This window comes from Pseudolactococcus plantarum (genome assembly GCF_002441715.1).
Taxonomy (GTDB): Bacteria; Bacillota; Bacilli; order Lactobacillales; family Streptococcaceae; genus Pseudolactococcus; species Pseudolactococcus plantarum.
In genome coordinates this window covers 60,898-79,018 of the sequence record NZ_JXJX01000001.1, presented here as the reverse complement: position 1 = coordinate 79,018, position 18,121 = coordinate 60,898, and the positions used below count along the sequence as shown (strand labels likewise).

Below are 18,121 nucleotides of genomic sequence, written 5' to 3'. Positions count from 1 at the left end.
GAATCATTTCATCGCAAAACAGTTAGCGTATTTTAATATATAAATTATCTTTAGCACATTTTTATCTCATACATAAAAGGATTGTTGCTGAAGTTTGTAACTAACAATTGAATTTATAAAAAAAAATTAACCATCTCAAAAGACATAGTTAATTGTTTTTATTTTGTCTCACTCACTGATTGGTAAGAACGTTTATTTCAATAACTCCGTATAAAACGACATAGCTGATAACACATACAGTGGTGCCGTTTCAGCACGCATAATCCGTGGTCCTAAACCAATCTGTACGGCACCGAGTTGCGTAAATACAGCTATTTCTTCTGGAGAAATACCACCTTCAGAACCAAATATCACCAAAACACTACCACCGCTATTTAGCGCTGCGAGCTGCTTGGTAAACATCGATAGCTCATCTGATTTAGCTGACTCTTCATAAGCAACCAAGACCACGTCATAGTTCCCAAATAGATCAGTCAACGCTTTTAAGCTGTCCAGAAGTTGCACACCCGGTATTCGCAACCGTTTAGACTGTTCTGCAGCTCCTTTGACAATTTTGTGTAATCGCTCAGTTTTTTTACTCGCTTTTTTCGCATCAAGCTTTGTCACTGACCATTTGGCAGGAAACCCAATCAACTCATAAGCCCCAAGCTCTGTTGTTTTTTGAGCGATAAATTCTAACTTATCTCCTTTAGGTAATCCAACAGCAATCGTAACGTCTATTGGCAACTCAATCTGTCTTGTTAAACTTTCTGTTACAGTCAACGTCGCTTGATCATCGCCTACCTCAGCTAACATCAAAGATTGGTCTGAAAACACGACCTGAACCACTTCACCTGCTTGTGCACGAAGAACTGTAAACAGATGATGGTGATCTGATTTATCTAGCGAAAAAACATCCCCAATATTGGCTACTTTGTCAGGTAAAAAATACTGTTGCATGCTAGCTTAACCTCCGATAATATGATCATCATCATCACATTTTTGCAAAATGATACAATGCCATTCACCTTGTTGCATCCGCGTGATCGTTGAAAATCCTACTTCTTGACATTTGTCTAAAATCATCTCTGACTTACTATCGATTATCCCACTCATAATCAAATAACCGTTGTCATGCAACAACTGATAAGCATCTGCTATCACATCCATCAAGATATCAGCCAAAATATTAGCAACAATCACGTCTGCCTGAATGGTCACATTTTTGAGCAGGTTACCAGTACCAACAGTAATGTGTTTTATATCAGGATTAAGCGCTATATTTTCTTTGGCAACTTTGACTGCAACCTCATCCAAATCATATGCATGAATGTTTTTGGCACCCAGTAAACTTGCAGCAATTGATAAGACACCTGAGCCAGTCCCAACATCTAGCAACGTTTCACCGCCTCTTAACGTTTGTGATAAGGCAAATAAAGACAGTTTTGTTGTCGGGTGTGTGCCTGTACCAAAAGCCATACCTGGATCTAAACGAATAATCTTCTCATCAGATGATGCAGGTGTATACTCTGTCCAAGAAGGGACAATAGTGAGCTGATTTGAGATGCGTGTTGGCAAGAAATAACGTTTCCAACTATCTGCCCAATCATGCTCAGCTAAACTTTGTGTATTTACCGTAAAATCACCTGGATTGAGTCCGAAATCTAATAAGCCAGCTATCTGTGCTCTGATATGTTCAGATAGTTCAATAATGGACAAGTTTTCTGGATAATAAGCCTTCACAACGATCGTATCAACCTGTTCCACTTCTGGCAAAATCTCACCAAAGTTATCTTGATGATATAAATAGTCCTGTGTGTCTTCTATCGCGACCCCTTGAGCACCTGCTTCTATTAAAATATTACTGACAGCTTCTTCGGTTTCACGTGAAACGTTTACTGCTAATTCATTCCAGTTATTCATCTCTAATCAATTTCCTTTTAAACATTAGGTAACACGACAAATCCGTGTCACAAATCATCAATACTATGGTACACACAGCTATCTAAAAAAAACTTACTTTCAGTATCCGATGTCAATATCTCGGGTAAGGTAGAAACTCTGTCTCAGAAAGCTCTGCCACCTCTTTTTTAAACTTCTCCAAATCAATTGTTCCTGAAAATTCAACCTGATCAGAGCTTAAAAAGTCCATTAACGCATCTAACTCATTATCTGCTGTTTCTTGTAAAAAACGCACAAAATAAGTGATGAATTCTTTGGATAGGCCTGTCTTTGGTTCATAAGGGAACATAGCTAGATAATCATCTACGACAAGTTTTGATTTGTGTGGATTATAAAACACAACTGCATCTTCAAATGAAATATTTTCACTTGACGCTGCCTCATCATCTGCTGTATCAGTCACTGCCACACCAGGGTTTTCCACATCAAGTAAATAAAAAATTTCTACAGCATGATGTTTTTTATCCCAATTAATTTCATAATCATATGTAAAATTTCTTGCAAGCTCATCATCCAATGCATCTAAAAAACCGTATTTTGCCATCTCTCTCCTCGACTAACTCGTCATCTGAATGTGTGATCTCATCACATAGCTACAGATGTATCTCATTTATCTTTCTCTTTTTTAAAAATGTTATACTATATAGTATAACATACTTAATAGGAGCATTTATGAAACCAAATTTGGCGCGGCGTCTACGACCGCGATCGATAGATGACATCATCGGCCAGCGTCATTTAGTTGGTGAAGGCATGATCATCAGACGCATGGTTGAGACTAAATTACTCAGCTCTATGATTTTATACGGTCCCCCTGGTATTGGTAAAACCTCCATCGCTTCTGCTATTGCTGGCACAGCAGACATGGCTTTTCGCACATTTAACGCAACATCTGATAAAAAGACTAAGTTGCAAGAAATTGCAGCAGAGGCACAGTTCTCTGGACAACTCGTCTTACTTTTAGACGAGATACATCGACTAGATAAGCCCAAACAAGATTTTTTACTACCACTTCTTGAAAACGGTGAAATCATCTTGATCTGTGCCACAACTGAAAACCCTTATTTTAGTGTTGTCCCTGCCATCCGTAGTCGTGTTCAAATTTTTGAGCTTAAACCTCTCACGCCTGAGGATATCAAGATTGCCATTGATCGCGCTATACTTGATAACGAACGTGGATTTGACTTTGAGGTGACACTGGATGCTGATGCTGAAGAATTTTTAGCCCAAAAAACCAATGGGGATGTTCGTGCGACGTTAAACTCCCTCGAATTAGCTGTTTTATCAAGCAAAGATCATCATGTGACTTTGGCAGACATGGCAAATTCTCTGCAACAATCTGCTGCAACATTTGACAAAGATGGCGATGCACACTATGATTTACTATCTGCCTTACAAAAATCGATTCGTGGCTCAGATGTCAACGCAAGTTTACACTATGCAGCAAGATTGATAGCTGGTGGTGATCTCCAAAGTCTATCTCGTCGATTGATTGTCATCGCCTACGAAGATATTGGTCTTGCAAATCCAGATGCTGCGCTACATACCATAAACGCAGTTACAGCAGCTGAAAAAATCGGCTTACCTGAAGCACGTATTCCCATCGCAAATGTCATCGTTGATCTAGCACTCTCACCAAAATCTAATGCAAGTTATACCGCATTAGATAAAGCCATAGCAGATCTAGACAAACATGGTGTTCTACAGATCCCACCCCATTTACAAGACGGTCATTATTCAGGTGCTAAGAAATTAGGCCGATCAGAAAACTACCAATATCCTCATGCCTATCCTGATCACTGGGTTGACCAGCAATATTTACCTGATCCACTTAAACACGTCAATTATTTCCAATCAGATGGCTTAGGGAAATATGAGCGTGCTTTACAGTTACGACTTGATGATATCAATCAAAGAAAACGTAACAAACCCTAATTTGCAAAAAATAGTATCAACTTAGTTTACTAATTAGTTAACACTGTCGTTACACTTACGCTACAGTATGACTATAGCTAAGGGCGTGCAAAATGAAAAGGAGACATGATATTACTAATCAGTTATCAGAAAAAAAACAACAGTTAGCAACAATCATATTAGAGAGACAACATGCAGAAAAGCAACTTGAGAAAGCTATACAGGATTTTTCTTTTGCAATCCAAAACAGCCATCAACGTGAACAACAAGCCGTTTTGCATACGGATTTGGATGTTGCCAAACAAAAAGCAGACCATCAACTTGCAGTAGATGAACTTACCAGACTTAAAACACTTGAACAAACGCTCTTTCAAGAGTTAATAGTGCTTGAAAAAACTTGTGAGGAGGCCAATACGACTGAATCATTTGACTTCTTACATCGTTTTCTGGATCAAACTATAGATCAGGAACCAGATATCGCTTATGATAGTAGTATTCCTTTTGAGGATAGACCAGCAGTTCCCCCACCTAGTAAGCCTCAAATACCAAAGGGGCATATTACATGGGACGTATCTTAAACATATACAGATGAAAAGGTGAATTACATGACTAGAGATGACTTAGAACAACGCATTCGTACTGAATTAGACTTACCACATTTTAAAGCACAAATCGATGCTGAGCGAGATTACTCTGAAGATGACTATCAAGAGTTTAAACGTGATCTCGTGAACTATTACAAAACCTATGTACAAGATATCGATACAGACTTTCAAGGTGGACTTGATTAATCTTTTCGTGACGAACAAAACTAAAAAGAAGCCTGTTGGTATGTTTACCAACAGGCTTCTTTTATCTATAACATCGATTAATTTATTTTTTCAGAAACATAGTCTACAACTTGTCCTAAAGTCAAAATATGTTCAGCGTCTTCATCAGAAATTTCGATACCAAATTCATCTTCTAAAGCTAATGTGAATTCCATCAAACTGATCGAATCGGTATTCAAATCCTCAACAATATTTGTATCAAGTGTAATCAATTCTGGATCTAAATTTAAAGTTTTTACTAAATTATCTTTAATTTTAGTAAATAGTGTCTCTTTACTAATCGTCATTTATTTGTCCTCCTGATAGTGTTGTACTAATTTACCAACAACGTCAGTTTCTAACATTTTATGTGTTTGTTTAATTGTCGCAAAAATTGCATCTGCTTTTGATGAGCCATGACTCTTTATGACTGGTGCTTTAAGACCAAATAAGACTGCACCACCAGCTTTTTCATAATCTAGCGTATCTTTTAGTTGATACAAAGATTTTTTCATGAATAAAGCACCAAGTTTTGATCGCATACCACCATTAGTAATCGACGCTTTTAGCAGTGTCATCAAGCTTGAGGCAGTACCTTCTATTGATTTTAACACAGCGTTTCCTGTAAACCCATCAGTAACAACAACATCAGCAACACCAGCCATTAGGTCGCGTGCTTCAACATTACCGATAAAATGAATCGTATCATCAGCCGCTAATAACTCATATGCTTCTTTTTGAAGTGGTGCACCTTTACTGGCTTCAGAACCATTATTTAGTAAGCCAACACGTGGTTTTGCTATCCCTCTAACATTTTGAGCATAAAATGACCCTAAGACAGCAAAATGTTGTAAATGACGTGCTGTATTTTCGGCATTAGCACCTAGGTCTAACATATCAAACCCTTTACCATCCATGGTAGGTAGGGTTGACATCAAACCAGGACGGTCAATTTGTTTAATACGCCCAACAATAAAAATACCACTAGCCAGTAACGCTCCCGTATTACCAGCAGATATCAACGCATCTGCTTCACCATTCTTGACTGCATTTGCAGCCAGAACAAGACTTGAATTTCGCTTACTACGAATCGCCTTAACTGGGTCAGACTCACCTGAATCAATCTTCTCAGTCGTGTGTACAATCGTCATGCGACTGGTATCAGTGAGGAGAGGCTTAATCTGTGCTTCATCCCCAAATAAAATAAACTCAATATCTGTGTATTTGGCTTGTGCCGACAGACACCCTTCTACAACAGATTTTGGAGCAAAATCTCCACCCATTGCATCTATTGCTAGTTTCTTTTTCATTCTCATATTATAACATACTACCTCAATGGACTGCAATAAAAAGCATGAAGTCGTTATTTTAACAACGTTTAGTCGCAAGTCATACATCAAGATAAACCAATGACATTTTCTGCTATCGGTCATGCCCTATATATCGTGATAAAATTTACAAGCGTAAACACAGCAAAATTTAGAAATTTTATATAAAATAAACAAGTAATTCATTAAAAAAATAGAAATCACGAGGAACTTATATGTCAAACGTATTACTTATCAAAGGACATCCACTTACATCTGAAACATCTTTTTCTGTTAAAGGATTAGAAGCGTTTAAAGCTGCTTATACAGCTGCAAACCCTGATGATACGATTACAGTTCTTGATGTTTTTACTGATAATGTACCAGAAATTGATGCTGATATCGCAAGCGCCTTTAATGCACTTGCTAGTGGACAAGCATTTGATACCCTCACTGCTGAACAACAGGCTAAAATTGGCAGATTTGGTGAGTTAACAGACCAATTTATAGCAGCAGATAAGGTAGTTATTGCAAATCCACTATGGAACCTCCAACTACCGACACGTCTGAAAGCATGGGTTGATACGATTAACGTTGCTGGTAAAACATTTAAATATACTGCTGAGGGACCTGTCGGTCTTGCAACTGGTAAAAAAGTGTTACACATCCAAGCAAACGGTGGTGTTTATGGCGGTAATGACTTTGCCTCAGTTTACCTAAATGGCATCTTAAACTTCATCGGTATAGACGATATCACATCAGTTTATATTGAAGGACATGCCTACGCTCCTGAACAAGCAGATCAAATTTTAGCAGATGCAGTAGCCAAATTAGAAACAATCGCTAAAACATTTTAATATACTAACTGATTCCCTATAGCTACTATAAAATCAGTTGTCTAGTAGTATAGTAGCCACATCTCACAAATAAGCAAGTACACCTGTACTTGCTTATTTGTATTACTTGTCTATAACTACTTAACTAGCATGTCCTAAATTCATAAGTATGACACATACACCTAATTTGTAATTTTGGGATTTTTCCACGTCACAGTTTGAGTAGTCCCATCTAAAAGCGTATAGCTTACTTTTACAATATTTCTAACACCATTTATTTTAAAATTGAGTGGTTTTGCTTGTTCTATATCACTCTCATCTACTTTGAACGTTGTTAATGCTTTGCCATCTACCTCTACTTTCACATTAGAATCTTGTTTAAGTCCCCGATAGTATACAGTTAGTTTACCATCAGCAATCGACAAATACACTTTTTTACCACCATTTATTGGCGTTGTTGATGTCGAAACTGACACATCTTTATCAGGTGCCGCTAAAAGGCGATAGTAGTCTAAATAGCTTGGGTCATTAGTGCTTGGGACCTGTAAACCTGGTGTAAACCCATCACTCGCAAAATTATGCGCTTCTTTCGCAACATCCCAGCTTGCTTCTTGGTAAAGCCAGCGTTTTTTCCTGAGGTGTACGTCCCAGACCTTTCACTTTAATCTGGAAGTCTCCTGTTACTAGCACAGGAATATTGATGCCTACACCTAACTCATTTTTACCTTTACCGGTGAACTTAATTGTTTGCTGATCGTGTGTCTCAGAGATTCCATTAGGCAAATCAATCCCATAGCCATCAAAAATTTCAGCATTACCAGTTATCTCAAAAATGAGATTATACCCCAATAATAGTTGGTCTGGGAAACTCTGGATATTAGGATTGGTTAATTTGACTTGATAAGAAACGAGTTGTCCCTTACTTAGATCAACTGCATCGATACGCCCACCACCTTGTTTAGAGAGTGTTGTAGATAAAGAGCTAGGTGAAAAGGTTTTAAAAGCAAGTTGGGTCGAGTTTTTAAATGTTTCATTATGATACTTGACTGTCTTTGTTGGCATTTTTAAGCCTGCAAGCGTCGTATTATTGCCACCCAAGACAAATGGATTTTGACCATCTTGAGTTGTAATATTTGTTACTGTTTGATACGTAGGTGGTAAATCTTTTCCAAGAGATGAGATATCTTCTTGCCAGCCACTGAAAGCGAAAAGCTCTGTTGTTTTATCAGTGGATAAATCGGCCTGACTCAGATAAGTGTAAAGGTTCAGCTGACTATTTTGCATATCCTTAAGATACAAATTAATCTGGTCAGCCGTACTGCCATTGGTTAAAGTATGCGCTTTACCACTTAACATTGGATAAAATGAGATACCTCCATTAGATACAAACTCAGGATTCCCTGTGATAGCAGGTTTTCGACCTTCTGGTAATGGCACAACTGCTGCATGTTTACGCATATTTTTGACATTTGCTTGGAATCGAATTGATTTGGTTGCATCACTAATTGTTGTTTTAGCATCACTCAAATTTAGAAATGGATCGATATGTCCCTCAGTAATCGTTTCTGTAGATATTTCAACTGGCCGCACATTAAATACATATTTACCTTTATCTTGATATCTTTCTTTAGGTGTTAGGATATCATATCCTGGGCGAGGTGTCTTATGCCCTCGCCTAACACCAATCACCTCGACATATTCACCCGCCCAAAGAAACTTATCTTCTTTAATCCGGTCATCTTTAGTCAGATCCCACTCAAAAATACCATAGGTTTTAGGTTCTCCAAATTGTTTCACGCCATCTAACTCTTTATCCGGTCCAGTGGTTGTATTTTTATGTCCTATCGTCGGCACTTCTTTTTCATAGGTAACGACATCATAAGTTGCATTAAAGTCAGCTTCGGATGTACTTGGATTTCCTTGAACTGATGTGACACCTTTTTTGAATTTCAATCGATATAATCTTAGTTTCACCCAAACTTCGTTGGTATAGGCATCACGTTTTGCACCCTCTCCATTAATAGCATCATAGGTAGACGGTACGACAGCATGCCCATAGATATGCTTATCCGCATTGGTGGGCTGTCGCAGACTCTTTATCTCTGCTTCAAGTGCTCCTCCAGCTACCTTAGCATAATCTGAAGCTTGACCATACGTTGCTTTATTAAAATTAGGATTAGAGCTACCATTAAATTTTGAAAACCCGACACCAGAAAGCTCATAATCCATGCGCGTCCAGCTGTTAGTTGATGGCCCATCCAAGTTCACATTGTTTCCTTTTTTCCATACCTCTAGCTCTGTATTAGTTGCTTTGAAAATACTTCGTGAATTACCACCACTTAACCACGGACCTCCTGCTGGCCGATTATTTCTAAATTCATAAAAATAAGGCGTATCTAATTTGATATCTACCGAATTACTAGGTAACTTAAGAGCACCTACTCCTGCACTTTTCGGGCTACCAATAAAAGAAATCGATGCTTGATCACTTACAGAAAATTTAAAGGCGCCATTCTGACCTTCTAGGGCTGGACCATATCTCGCATTAACTGCGACATCTGAGCCTTTACCTTTTAGATCAAAAATTGATGTACCTCCTCCGTCTATTGGATACTGGATACCTTGTCTACCTTCACCAGACCCACCATCAGAAGGCCTTGTATCTCCTTTACCCAAATTATCAATCAATACTTTGGCACCACCTGATATATAAAAAGCATTGTTTGGACCGTAAAAACGTAGCCCTGCAGTTGTGCCATTATTTCTAACCACTTTTAATTCGGCCTTGTCCGACATATAGAAGGTTTGATTCCCAACAAGCCTAAATCGGAATGCTGCCTCTATAATGTTTGAAGGTGTATCCGCAACGCAGGTCATCTTCGTCCCTTCTCCAGTCAAATAAAAGACACCATGGGTAACCTGATTGACGAAAGCTGCTCCCGCTTTTTTTGTTCTAGCATTATCTGTCGAATGAATAGAAACCTGAGCACCTTCTTCTATTCGCGTATATGATTTCCCTTTTGCCTGTCCTGTCCAATTATTCCCGATGATCGAAATTGCACCACCTAAAGCCTCTGAATTCCCACCTGATGCCGTCACATTTAGTCTTGTATTTTGACCTTTAACATGAAAGACTACAGCTGAGCCAGATACCTCATCATTCATATGAAGAACTTGGGCATTAACACTATGTAAGTTAATGACGCCTGCTTCAATAATCATACTCGTTAATTGATTTGAATAACCCTTATACGCTCTGAAAAGTGCACAATTGGCCGTCATATCAATGACAGGCTCTTTACCTTCATCATTTTTTGTAATCTTAATCTGTGCACTATTAACGACACCCCCATATCTATCAGATTTGTCTGTTTCTTTAGATGTAGCTGCTTGCCAGTTAATTCTACCTAATAAAATAGTTGTACCAGAGTGATTAAAAACTAATCTACCATGGTTTGTCGCCGTTCCTTCTGATTGAATATCTTCTAAACTAATTTGCCAACGTACATTGTTTCTATCTGAAACAAAAATTAGTGCTTTACCTCGATTCGCCCCATTATAATCAATACGCATATTTGCCAATATAAACTGGGATTTAAATGATCCTGCTGGGTTGCCTAATTGAAATACGTTATTATTTCTATGGGCTGTTACGTTAAATAAGTTTCCTTTACCATCTACGACTAAGTTACGACTGATTGTCTTAGGTTGTCTATTATCTGCGATGATATCATTTTTAAATTCGATCCTAGAAATAGCAGTGTTAGCGACGGCTGCTAAAAATTCGGTGTAGTTTGAGACACTAATACTTGCAGTTAAGGTATCACTTCCTGATGGATATGCAGTTTGCATTACCTTAGGTTGAAGCAAATTTTTTGGGGTACTACGTGACGTATTCAAAAATGTTGCAGGCACGATCTGCTTATTTAAACGGGTTTGATTGGTTGGACTAACACCTTTGTTAGCATCTGTTTGCGCATCACCTTCTTTAATCACTGGGCCATCCATCTTAACGTAAGCCATTTTTAACTTTTCAACGGTGTAGCGGTCACGTTTGATTTTAAATGTTGTTGTCGTAGAATCGGGTAAAGATACTGGTATCTTAAGAACGACTTTTTTATCACTTGGCTTAATAGCTAACTGAATACCATTATCTACAAATTTAACCTCAGATGCCAACTCGGGATGTGAGGTACTTAAGAATTCTTCTATATTATCCCCACCAAGCCAATTACGACCGTCTCGATTTTCTGAGGTAATCATAATCGTTTCTTTTTTCGGTTTATATACTGCCACTGTTAACATCACACCTGATGTCGCTGATTTTTGAGACTCTATCTCTGGTGCGGTTAACGTATACTTATTTTTACCACTATTGACAACAACATCATAGATTTTAGGTAGTAATAACATACACAATGAAACAATGATCAGTATGCTACCATATATCTTAAGATTTTTTTTCTTAGGCATCCCACTTATACTCTAACCCTTTCTTATTCTATTACCACACCGATCAATAAGATGACACTTTTACATTTTTATGACAACTACTGTCAAGTGCACAGCACGCTTTACTGACTAGGATATTTTCTTAAAAGTATCATATTCAGATAAATAATAGGTTGTAAATGTAAGTGACACTGTATATTCCGATTCTTTAGGCGATGAAGCATAGCCGATTTTACTCACATTGACATAACGTGTTTCATTTTCTAAACGGTCAATCAATTTTTGACAGTCTTCTGCTGACCCACCACTAACTTCGAAGTTAGACTCTAATTTAAAGAGTGAACTCTGGGCTGATGCTACTTTTGCGTCATTAGTAGCAGCAGCTGGATAAACCATCGTTGGGGTATAGTCTGTGGTATTGATCACCATGTTAGTTTCAGCAACAAATCGCTCAAGGTCAGCTAAAAATTCACCTATTTGCATACCATTCGGGATATAAGGTTTATTTTTAACCACAACACTGTCAACCAACTTTTTTTGTTTAGAAAGCTGTTGATTTTCTATTTTCAAACCAGATACAGTACTTGTTATGGCTTTTACCTCTTTATCTAGTTTCTGTTTGGTTGACAACATACTCCCATTTAAAGCAAACCAAATCCCAATTAATACGACCAGACTAACCAAAAAACTAATGAGTGAGATTAAGACTAACTTTGGTGTGAACTGTATTTTTGTCATTTGATATTCCTCTCAGTATTTGGTAAAGCATCTTTGATAAGTTTAACCTGAATCGTTATATCATGGATATTTGCTTGATTTGCTAAAGTATCTATTAGGTCATCACCTTCTTCGTGTAAGTTGCTTTTTACGATAACCGCTGAGTAAATCCAAGGTATCGCTTCCAACTCCTTGACCACTTGTTGCGCACCATCTTTAGCATAATATGTCGCAATCCCATTAAGATCTAGTCTGATCAGTTCTTTATTATCAAATGTTCTAAGTTCACTATCTGCTAGCAAAAGCTCATAGTTCCATAAAAGTGCTGTACCTTTTTTAAAGGTCTCATCAAGTGTTTTAAAGATTTGATTAGTCATAATCTGCTTAGTTTTTAAAGTCTTAATTACCTCTTGAACTTCGACTGAATTAGCATTTTTTAACGCCTTAATATTTTTAGTCAAAGACACCTGCTCTAACTTTCGTACAGATAGCACATCTCGTTGCTTATTTACTGATACAGTTAACAGTATAAAGAAAAGGATAGTGATGACAAACGTCACCCCAACAAATATAATATACGCAATCAATAACAGCATTGGTGCTCGGTTTTTGACATATTTATCTGGTAATAAATTTAAATTCATCACGGGTTAAACCTCTTTCATAGCCAGTCCCAAAGATAAGATATACTTAGAGTCAAAATGATTGGGAAACTGTAGGATGTCGATTGGATATTGCAGACTATCTTTTATCAATTCCTCAAACTCACCACTAACCCATGGATGCTCTCCCGTGACATAGATGGTCTGGAGTTCTTGATTATTCGACAAATTTGTTTGATAGTAGTAGGTTAATTGTTCTATTACCATCATTAACTTCCTCAGCTCCATGCGTTCTCTTTCTTCATTAAAAAAGTAGGTTAAGGCTTTACCTTCTGAAAAATATCGCCAGCCAACCCCATTGTAATCTTCATACTGGACATAGATGGGTGTCTCTCCCTCAAAAATAGTCATGGTTGCTGTCCCGCTAGACAACTCGACCACCATAAAATTTTGTTTAAAGTTGATTTTATTTTCAAAACACCGCGTCACAGCTAAAGCACTAAAATCAACGCCTGCAGGTTTTAAACCAGCTTGAATGATACAATCTCCCAGTTCAATCAAGAGACCCTCAGATGTTACGATATAGGTAACCGCATCATTATTTGGTAACAACTCTTGTGTGTCTTCTAGGACTGCCTCCTGCTTTTTGTCTCTTTTTTTAGACTGTCTACTTATTTTTTCAGGTTGAGATGCGATTAATAATTCAAATATAGGATTTGCAAATGGGAGTGCAATGGAATCCCCAAGCTCTAGAAATAAATTCTGACGAATTTGTTTTTCTGACTTGTCTGCTACATCTTTAAGTTCTTGGATTAACACCGTTTGATTATTAAGATGGTAGACAACGCGACCACCAGATACACCGAGTTCCTTTGCTAAACTGCGCATAGCATCTGATAATTCTTCACTATTTCTAAGTTTATCTCGCTTGATAATCGTGCCTTCCAATAATTTTTCACCATAGATGATATCATTTCCTTGGACAACACTCATTCTGATGACATTTTTTATCACCTCTAAGCCAATTTGTTTTGATGATCCTTTAGTCTTCTTGTCAATAGCTAAGTGATCGATTTTTTTTCGTTCTTTTTTAGATTTCCCAAACATCTTATCTCTCTCTTTGTCTTATGATAACTTTATAATTTTTTGCAGATTTATGGATTAAAATAAACGTAATAACAGCTGCCACATCCCAGATATATACACATAAACCAGCAGAGAAGCTAGAGCAATAAATGGACCAAATGGTAACTTACGTTTAAATTTTTTAGTGATTATAAAATCTATCCCAACATAAACTAGTGATAACACTGAAGCTAATACAAGCACAGCAAGTAAAGGAAGCGGGCCAATCACAACACCAATCACAGTAAAGAGTTTGATATCTCCACCGCCCATGCCTTTCTGGTTTAACAAGGCATAGCTTAACAACCCCAATAATAATAATAAGACGAACCCAATCCCTGCACCCACTAAGGTAAACCACCAAGGATTTAACTGAGATACCGTCAAGCGCAAGATCAGAAATAAAACAAAAGCAGGATAGGTCACACGGTTTAAAATTTTACGCGCACTTATATCTGATACCGTACAAATCAAAAGTAATGACATAAAGAGTAGCGCAATCATCGTTTCTTTGTTAAACCGTAATAAGTAAACGACAGCTGTGAATAAACAACCCGTTAACACCTCAAAAATAGGATAGATCACAGGAATTTTCTGCTGACATTGGCTACATTTACCTTTTAAACCAATATAACCGATGATAGGGATGAGATGCCATGGCTTAAGCTTTGCTTGACAATTATCACAATGTGAGGGCGTAATTAAATCTTCTTTTTGTGGTAACCGAAGTCCAACCACCATAAAAAATGAGCCTAGACAGGCACCAAAAATAAAAATATAAGCATAGGTAAATATAAAACTACCCAAGTCGTTACTACCGATAAGTGTTTGCATGTATGAGGTTTCTTTCTAAAACTAACGTATTTCAAAGGATATGCCATTGAGATGTTTGAAAAGATTAGGCACTTGACAGTCCTAATCTTTTCAAACACCTCAAAAATAGAAATTACAAACTATTGTTTGAGGCTTGGCCATGTTAAACATGATTGGAAGTATGGGGTTAAACAGAGAAAGAGGATTTATCTTTTAAAATAATGTTTCACGTGTTAACGCTTTAATGTGTTTAGCTTCTTTATCCAAAAGTTCTTTGTTTGGTTTTGAACCAGCGTAAGTTACCTCTTTTGGAATTGTCATCGTTAATTTATCTGCAGAACCTGATTTAGCAACTAATTTAAACGTTACTTTATCAGAAGTATCAGTCGTACCATTCGACGCTTTAAGAAATCCAACGCTTGTTGCATATCCTTCAGTATTTAGCATTTTTGCTGTAACAGATGCAGCAGGTGTTGTTCCTGAACCAGCCGTCGTATTCTTTGAAATATACGAATCACTTGCTTCAGCAAGTGTAGCTGCTTCATAAAGCATTTGTACATCTGCTACGCGAGCATCCTCACGTGAACGCTGGATAACACCAGCAATCGCAACACCACCGATGGCAGCTACGATTGATAAGATAACGATAACAGCAAGTAACTCGACAAGCGTCATCCCTTCTTCATCTTTAACTAATAAAGCTAATTTGTTCATAATTATTTAGTCTCCTTTTGTTTAAACATTAGATATGCTACTATCCCTAGTAGCAGGTCTTACTTGTAATTTTTTGATAGATATTTTTGTTAACTTTCCCTTATACATACGCCACTTCCAAAGAGTTTAAGGTCTTCTTTAGGACACGATAACGTTAAACTTGTGATTAACCTTGGATAGCCTCAAACATCGAGAACATCGGTAACATGATTGCCATGACAATCACGCCAACGACGATACAGATTAGGATGATGATTAATGGTTCTAATACTGTTCTGAGACGCACTGTCAACTCAGCTACCTCATCTTCATAGATAGAGGCTAGCTTGACCAACATGGTATCTAGCTGACCTGTATTTTCACCGACAACAATCATCGACGTGGTCATATTTGGGACTAAATGACTCGCAAATACTTGAGATAATTTACCTCCTTCTTCTATAGTAATTCGTCCTCGGTTAAATAACTCTTTGATGATGACATTAGTGACAGCTTTTTGACTCATCTCAAGTGTCTCTACGATCGGCACCGAACTTGACAAGAGAGAGGACATGGTACTCAAACCAATACTGAGTTCCCCTTTCAGATTCAACTCACCGATAATAGGTACTTTTAGCTTCCATGTGTCCAGAAACTGACGTAATGCCTTAATCTGATGTTTGGCAATTTGAAAGCCTATTACTATCACGATCATCCCGCCAAGTAGAAAGAAACCTTTAGAGGTTAGAAATTTGCTAAAGCTCAGACACATCTTTGTCAATAAAGGTAGCGTAGCCCCTAAGTCTTCAAACATGTTTACAAACATGGGCACGATGGAGACAAGCATAAAAATGGCGACACCAATGGCAAATAAGATCATCATCAGCGGATAAATCATCGCTGTTTTTAGACTTGCTCTACTCTTTTGGAGACGTTCATAATAACCGGCCATCTGTTTTAGGGTAGTTTCTAGAGTCCCTGCTTTTTCAGAAGCTTGGATCACAGCAGTTAGCATGACTGGAAACACTTCAGGCATGTCCTGGTACATCTCTGATAGCGCTCGACCTCCTTGTATACCAGCACTCACCTTAGTTAAAGCTGATTTGAGATTTTTATTTTTTTCTTGCTCAACCAGCATCTCTGATGCCTGTAGAACAGTTACACCTGAGGAGATTAGGATGGAAAATTGCTGTAGGTAGGCGACCAAAAGTTTCGTACTTACTTTATTAAAAAATTTAATCTCACGATTAGCGACAGTTTCCTGCTGTGCATTAATATAGAGTGGTTTAACCTGCTTTTTCTTGATCAACTCTTGTGCATCAAGTTCTGAATGCGCACGAATGGTGCCTTTCTTTTTAATCCCTTGTGCATTGATACCTTCATAAATGTAAGTTGCCATTCCTCTTCACCTACTACTCTCCTAGTAAACTCTCAGCAGCATCCACATCAACAGCATGTGCTGATAACACCGCTTTGATCGATGACTCCATCGTATACATCCCTTCCTCAGCGCCCATTTGTAACATAGAGGTAATCTGATGCGTTTTATTACTTCTGACAAGATTAGCGATTGAGGGTGTATTGACCATCAACTCAGTTACGGCTACTCGACCATTAAAATCTGGCGTTGGTAACAACCTTTGCGCCAAAATCCCGACTAAAGCACCCGATAATTGTGTCATAATTTGCGGCTGCTGTTCTGGAGAGAAAACATCAACTATCCGTTCAATCGTTGCTGCAGCACTTGAGGTATGTAGCGTTCCTAACACCAAATGCCCTGTTTCTGCAGCTGTTAGAGCGATAGAAATTGTTTCATAGTCTCGCATTTCCCCAACCAATATGACATCCGGATCCTGTCTTAATGCCGCACGTAAACCATTTGCAAAAGAATTAGTGTCAGATCCAATCTCTCGCTGATCAATGATACTCTGATTATGGTTATGGACGTATTCTATCGGATCTTCTAAAGTAATGATATGTTCTTTTTTAAAATGATTTAAATAATCAATCATTGCAGCCAATGTTGTCGACTTACCAGACCCAGTAGGCCCTGTAACTAGAAATAGACCTTGCTTTTTTTGAACCAGATCCTTTAGTATCTCTGGCATTTTGAGCGCATCTAACTTAGGAATTTCTGTCGGAATGGCACGTACTGCGATAGACGTATTCCCTTTTTGACGGTAAATATTGACACGAAAACGGCTTAAATGCTTGATTTCATAAGCTAAGTCAACTTCTCCAACTTCTAAAAAGTGTGTCCACTGCCGTTCATCACACATGACTTGTCCAAAACCTGAGATAACTTGCGTTGTCAGTACGTCTGAGACGTTAGACGCAACTAAATCCCCATGTCTACGAAAGGTCGGCTTTAAGCCCACAGAGAAGTGAATATCAGACCCACCTAAGGTAACGGCTTCAGACAGAATTGCATCTAATTGACACTGATCCGAATTTAGAAAATCGTCACTCACTGCAACAGTATTTTCCTTGTCATCCAAGTGAAGCTCTTTATCAGGGAGTGCTAATGTCCCTTTTGATTCTTTTGATGTTAGTGATATTTGAGGAGGCAAATCTGTGATTACTGTTTCTTGTATCATCTCACTACTTGACACTGTAGGTGTGCTAGGTGGTGTGATCTGTTCGTCAGATTTAGGCTCAGCATCACGAGTTGCTGACGATTCATTTTCCTGAAGAGCCAACTCATCATAAAAGACTTGTATTTGTTGTTTTGTCAGGTAGGCTTCCTGAATCAAGTACTGTTCAAAAGAAGTGCCTAGGGGGACTTCTCTTAAAATTCTTAGCATCGTTAACGTATCAAATACATTTTGTGCTACGCAATAATTTCTAAAGACAGCTGGAGTTACCCCCCGCGTATCTACTATTTTGTCATTTAACTCGGACATGTCACTTCC

Annotated in this window: 18 protein-coding genes; 4 read left to right on the top strand and 14 right to left on the bottom strand. The window is 38.0% G+C overall.

From position 1 onward, the window contains the following. Window positions 1-192 precede the first annotated feature (192 nt). The 3 genes from RU87_RS00365 to RU87_RS00355 form a co-directional block, all read right to left on the bottom strand. Entirely contained in the window at window positions 193-939 is a 747-nt protein-coding gene (locus tag RU87_RS00365) for a 16S rRNA (uracil(1498)-N(3))-methyltransferase (RefSeq protein WP_068159872.1), read from the bottom strand. A gap of 6 nt (window positions 940-945) precedes the next feature. Beyond that, entirely contained in the window at window positions 946-1,902 is a 957-nt protein-coding gene (prmA, locus tag RU87_RS00360) for a 50S ribosomal protein L11 methyltransferase (RefSeq protein WP_068159875.1), read from the bottom strand. 112 nt (window positions 1,903-2,014) lie between these two features. Beyond that, on the bottom strand, window positions 2,015-2,485 hold the full coding sequence (locus RU87_RS00355) for a DUF3013 family protein (protein ID WP_068159878.1): 471 nt from the start codon (window positions 2,483-2,485) through the stop codon (window positions 2,015-2,017). A gap of 128 nt (window positions 2,486-2,613) precedes the next feature. On the opposite strand from RU87_RS00355, the gene RU87_RS00350 reads away from it, so the two are divergent. The 3 genes from RU87_RS00350 (at window position 2,614) to RU87_RS00340 (ending at window position 4,646) form a co-directional block, all read left to right on the top strand. After that, window positions 2,614-3,876: a replication-associated recombination protein A gene (locus tag RU87_RS00350; RefSeq protein ID WP_068159881.1), complete on the top strand. Its 1,263-nt coding sequence runs from the start codon at window positions 2,614-2,616 to the stop codon at window positions 3,874-3,876. A 92-nt stretch (window positions 3,877-3,968) separates the two neighbouring features. Continuing rightward, window positions 3,969-4,433, top strand: coding sequence for a hypothetical protein (locus RU87_RS00345; RefSeq protein ID WP_068159884.1), 465 nt, complete (start codon window positions 3,969-3,971; stop codon window positions 4,431-4,433). A gap of 27 nt (window positions 4,434-4,460) precedes the next feature. Then, entirely contained in the window at window positions 4,461-4,646 is a 186-nt protein-coding gene (locus tag RU87_RS00340; protein WP_068159887.1) for a hypothetical protein, read from the top strand. A 77-nt stretch (window positions 4,647-4,723) separates the two neighbouring features. On the opposite strand, the gene acpP is transcribed toward RU87_RS00340, so the two are convergent. Both acpP and plsX read right to left on the bottom strand, forming a co-directional pair. After that, window positions 4,724-4,972 carry an acyl carrier protein gene (gene acpP / locus RU87_RS00335; protein WP_096835777.1) on the bottom strand — a complete coding sequence of 83 codons (249 nt, stop codon included), beginning with the start codon at window positions 4,970-4,972 and terminating at the stop codon, window positions 4,724-4,726. Beyond that, the gene (gene plsX, locus RU87_RS00330; protein ID WP_068159890.1) at window positions 4,973-5,974 is read right to left on the bottom strand and encodes a phosphate acyltransferase PlsX; all 1,002 of its coding nucleotides are present in this window, start codon (window positions 5,972-5,974) and stop codon (window positions 4,973-4,975) included. Between the two features lie 233 nt (window positions 5,975-6,207). On the opposite strand from plsX, the gene RU87_RS00325 reads away from it, so the two are divergent. Then, window positions 6,208-6,828 carry an FMN-dependent NADH-azoreductase gene (locus tag RU87_RS00325; protein ID WP_068159893.1) on the top strand — a complete coding sequence of 207 codons (621 nt, stop codon included), beginning with the start codon at window positions 6,208-6,210 and terminating at the stop codon, window positions 6,826-6,828. Between the two features lie 161 nt (window positions 6,829-6,989). Here RU87_RS00325 and RU87_RS00320 read toward each other — a convergent pair whose 3' ends face one another. The 9 genes from RU87_RS00320 to RU87_RS00280 all read right to left on the bottom strand — a co-directional run bounded on the left by RU87_RS00320 (window position 6,990) and on the right by RU87_RS00280 (window position 18,112). Further along, window positions 6,990-7,283 (bottom strand): hypothetical protein, encoded by a 294-nt coding sequence (locus RU87_RS00320; RefSeq protein WP_096835776.1) that lies wholly within the window; start codon window positions 7,281-7,283, stop codon window positions 6,990-6,992. A gap of 100 nt (window positions 7,284-7,383) precedes the next feature. After that, on the bottom strand, window positions 7,384-11,280 hold the full coding sequence (locus tag RU87_RS00315) for a pectate lyase-like adhesive domain-containing protein (RefSeq protein WP_096835775.1): 3,897 nt from the start codon (window positions 11,278-11,280) through the stop codon (window positions 7,384-7,386). A 108-nt stretch (window positions 11,281-11,388) separates the two neighbouring features. After that, the gene (locus tag RU87_RS00310) at window positions 11,389-11,997 is read right to left on the bottom strand and encodes a hypothetical protein (RefSeq protein WP_068159899.1); all 609 of its coding nucleotides are present in this window, start codon (window positions 11,995-11,997) and stop codon (window positions 11,389-11,391) included. Further along, window positions 11,994-12,620 (bottom strand): hypothetical protein, encoded by a 627-nt coding sequence (locus tag RU87_RS00305; RefSeq protein WP_068159903.1) that lies wholly within the window; start codon window positions 12,618-12,620, stop codon window positions 11,994-11,996. Before RU87_RS00305 ends, RU87_RS00310 begins: the two co-directional genes overlap by 4 nt. A 6-nt stretch (window positions 12,621-12,626) precedes the next feature. Further along, window positions 12,627-13,685: a type IV pilus biogenesis protein PilM gene (pilM, locus tag RU87_RS00300; protein ID WP_068159905.1), complete on the bottom strand. Its 1,059-nt coding sequence runs from the start codon at window positions 13,683-13,685 to the stop codon at window positions 12,627-12,629. 54 nt (window positions 13,686-13,739) lie between these two features. Then, window positions 13,740-14,537 (bottom strand): prepilin peptidase, encoded by a 798-nt coding sequence (locus RU87_RS00295; protein ID WP_068159908.1) that lies wholly within the window; start codon window positions 14,535-14,537, stop codon window positions 13,740-13,742. A 192-nt stretch (window positions 14,538-14,729) separates the two neighbouring features. Next, window positions 14,730-15,230 carry a type II secretion system protein gene (locus RU87_RS00290; protein WP_068159911.1) on the bottom strand — a complete coding sequence of 167 codons (501 nt, stop codon included), beginning with the start codon at window positions 15,228-15,230 and terminating at the stop codon, window positions 14,730-14,732. 166 nt (window positions 15,231-15,396) lie between these two features. Further along, window positions 15,397-16,608: a type II secretion system F family protein gene (locus RU87_RS00285; protein ID WP_068159913.1), complete on the bottom strand. Its 1,212-nt coding sequence runs from the start codon at window positions 16,606-16,608 to the stop codon at window positions 15,397-15,399. A gap of 13 nt (window positions 16,609-16,621) precedes the next feature. Continuing rightward, window positions 16,622-18,112 carry a type IV pilus twitching motility protein PilT gene (locus RU87_RS00280; protein ID WP_197456608.1) on the bottom strand — a complete coding sequence of 497 codons (1,491 nt, stop codon included), beginning with the start codon at window positions 18,110-18,112 and terminating at the stop codon, window positions 16,622-16,624. Window positions 18,113-18,121 lie beyond the last annotated feature (9 nt).

Coding starts and splice junctions, on each gene's coding strand:
- RU87_RS00355 (WP_068159878.1), bottom strand. CDS start 2,485: ATGGCAAAATACGGTTTTTTAGATGCATTGGATGATGAGCTTGCAAGA.
- plsX (WP_068159890.1), bottom strand. CDS start 5,974: ATGAAAAAGAAACTAGCAATAGATGCAATGGGTGGAGATTTTGCTCCA.
- RU87_RS00285 (WP_068159913.1), bottom strand. CDS start 16,608: ATGGCAACTTACATTTATGAAGGTATCAATGCACAAGGGATTAAAAAG.
- acpP (WP_096835777.1), bottom strand. CDS start 4,972: ATGACGATTAGTAAAGAGACACTATTTACTAAAATTAAAGATAATTTA.
- RU87_RS00310 (WP_068159899.1), bottom strand. CDS start 11,997: ATGACAAAAATACAGTTCACACCAAAGTTAGTCTTAATCTCACTCATT.
- RU87_RS00340 (WP_068159887.1), top strand. CDS start 4,461: ATGACTAGAGATGACTTAGAACAACGCATTCGTACTGAATTAGACTTA.
- RU87_RS00325 (WP_068159893.1), top strand. CDS start 6,208: ATGTCAAACGTATTACTTATCAAAGGACATCCACTTACATCTGAAACA.
- pilM (WP_068159905.1), bottom strand. CDS start 13,685: ATGTTTGGGAAATCTAAAAAAGAACGAAAAAAAATCGATCACTTAGCT.
- RU87_RS00365 (WP_068159872.1), bottom strand. CDS start 939: ATGCAACAGTATTTTTTACCTGACAAAGTAGCCAATATTGGGGATGTT.
- RU87_RS00295 (WP_068159908.1), bottom strand. CDS start 14,537: ATGCAAACACTTATCGGTAGTAACGACTTGGGTAGTTTTATATTTACC.
- RU87_RS00305 (WP_068159903.1), bottom strand. CDS start 12,620: ATGAATTTAAATTTATTACCAGATAAATATGTCAAAAACCGAGCACCA.
- RU87_RS00290 (WP_068159911.1), bottom strand. CDS start 15,230: ATGAACAAATTAGCTTTATTAGTTAAAGATGAAGAAGGGATGACGCTT.
- RU87_RS00345 (WP_068159884.1), top strand. CDS start 3,969: ATGAAAAGGAGACATGATATTACTAATCAGTTATCAGAAAAAAAACAA.
- RU87_RS00280 (WP_197456608.1), bottom strand. CDS start 18,112: ATGTCCGAGTTAAATGACAAAATAGTAGATACGCGGGGGGTAACTCCA.
- RU87_RS00350 (WP_068159881.1), top strand. CDS start 2,614: ATGAAACCAAATTTGGCGCGGCGTCTACGACCGCGATCGATAGATGAC.
- RU87_RS00315 (WP_096835775.1), bottom strand. CDS start 11,280: ATGCCTAAGAAAAAAAATCTTAAGATATATGGTAGCATACTGATCATT.
- prmA (WP_068159875.1), bottom strand. CDS start 1,902: ATGAATAACTGGAATGAATTAGCAGTAAACGTTTCACGTGAAACCGAA.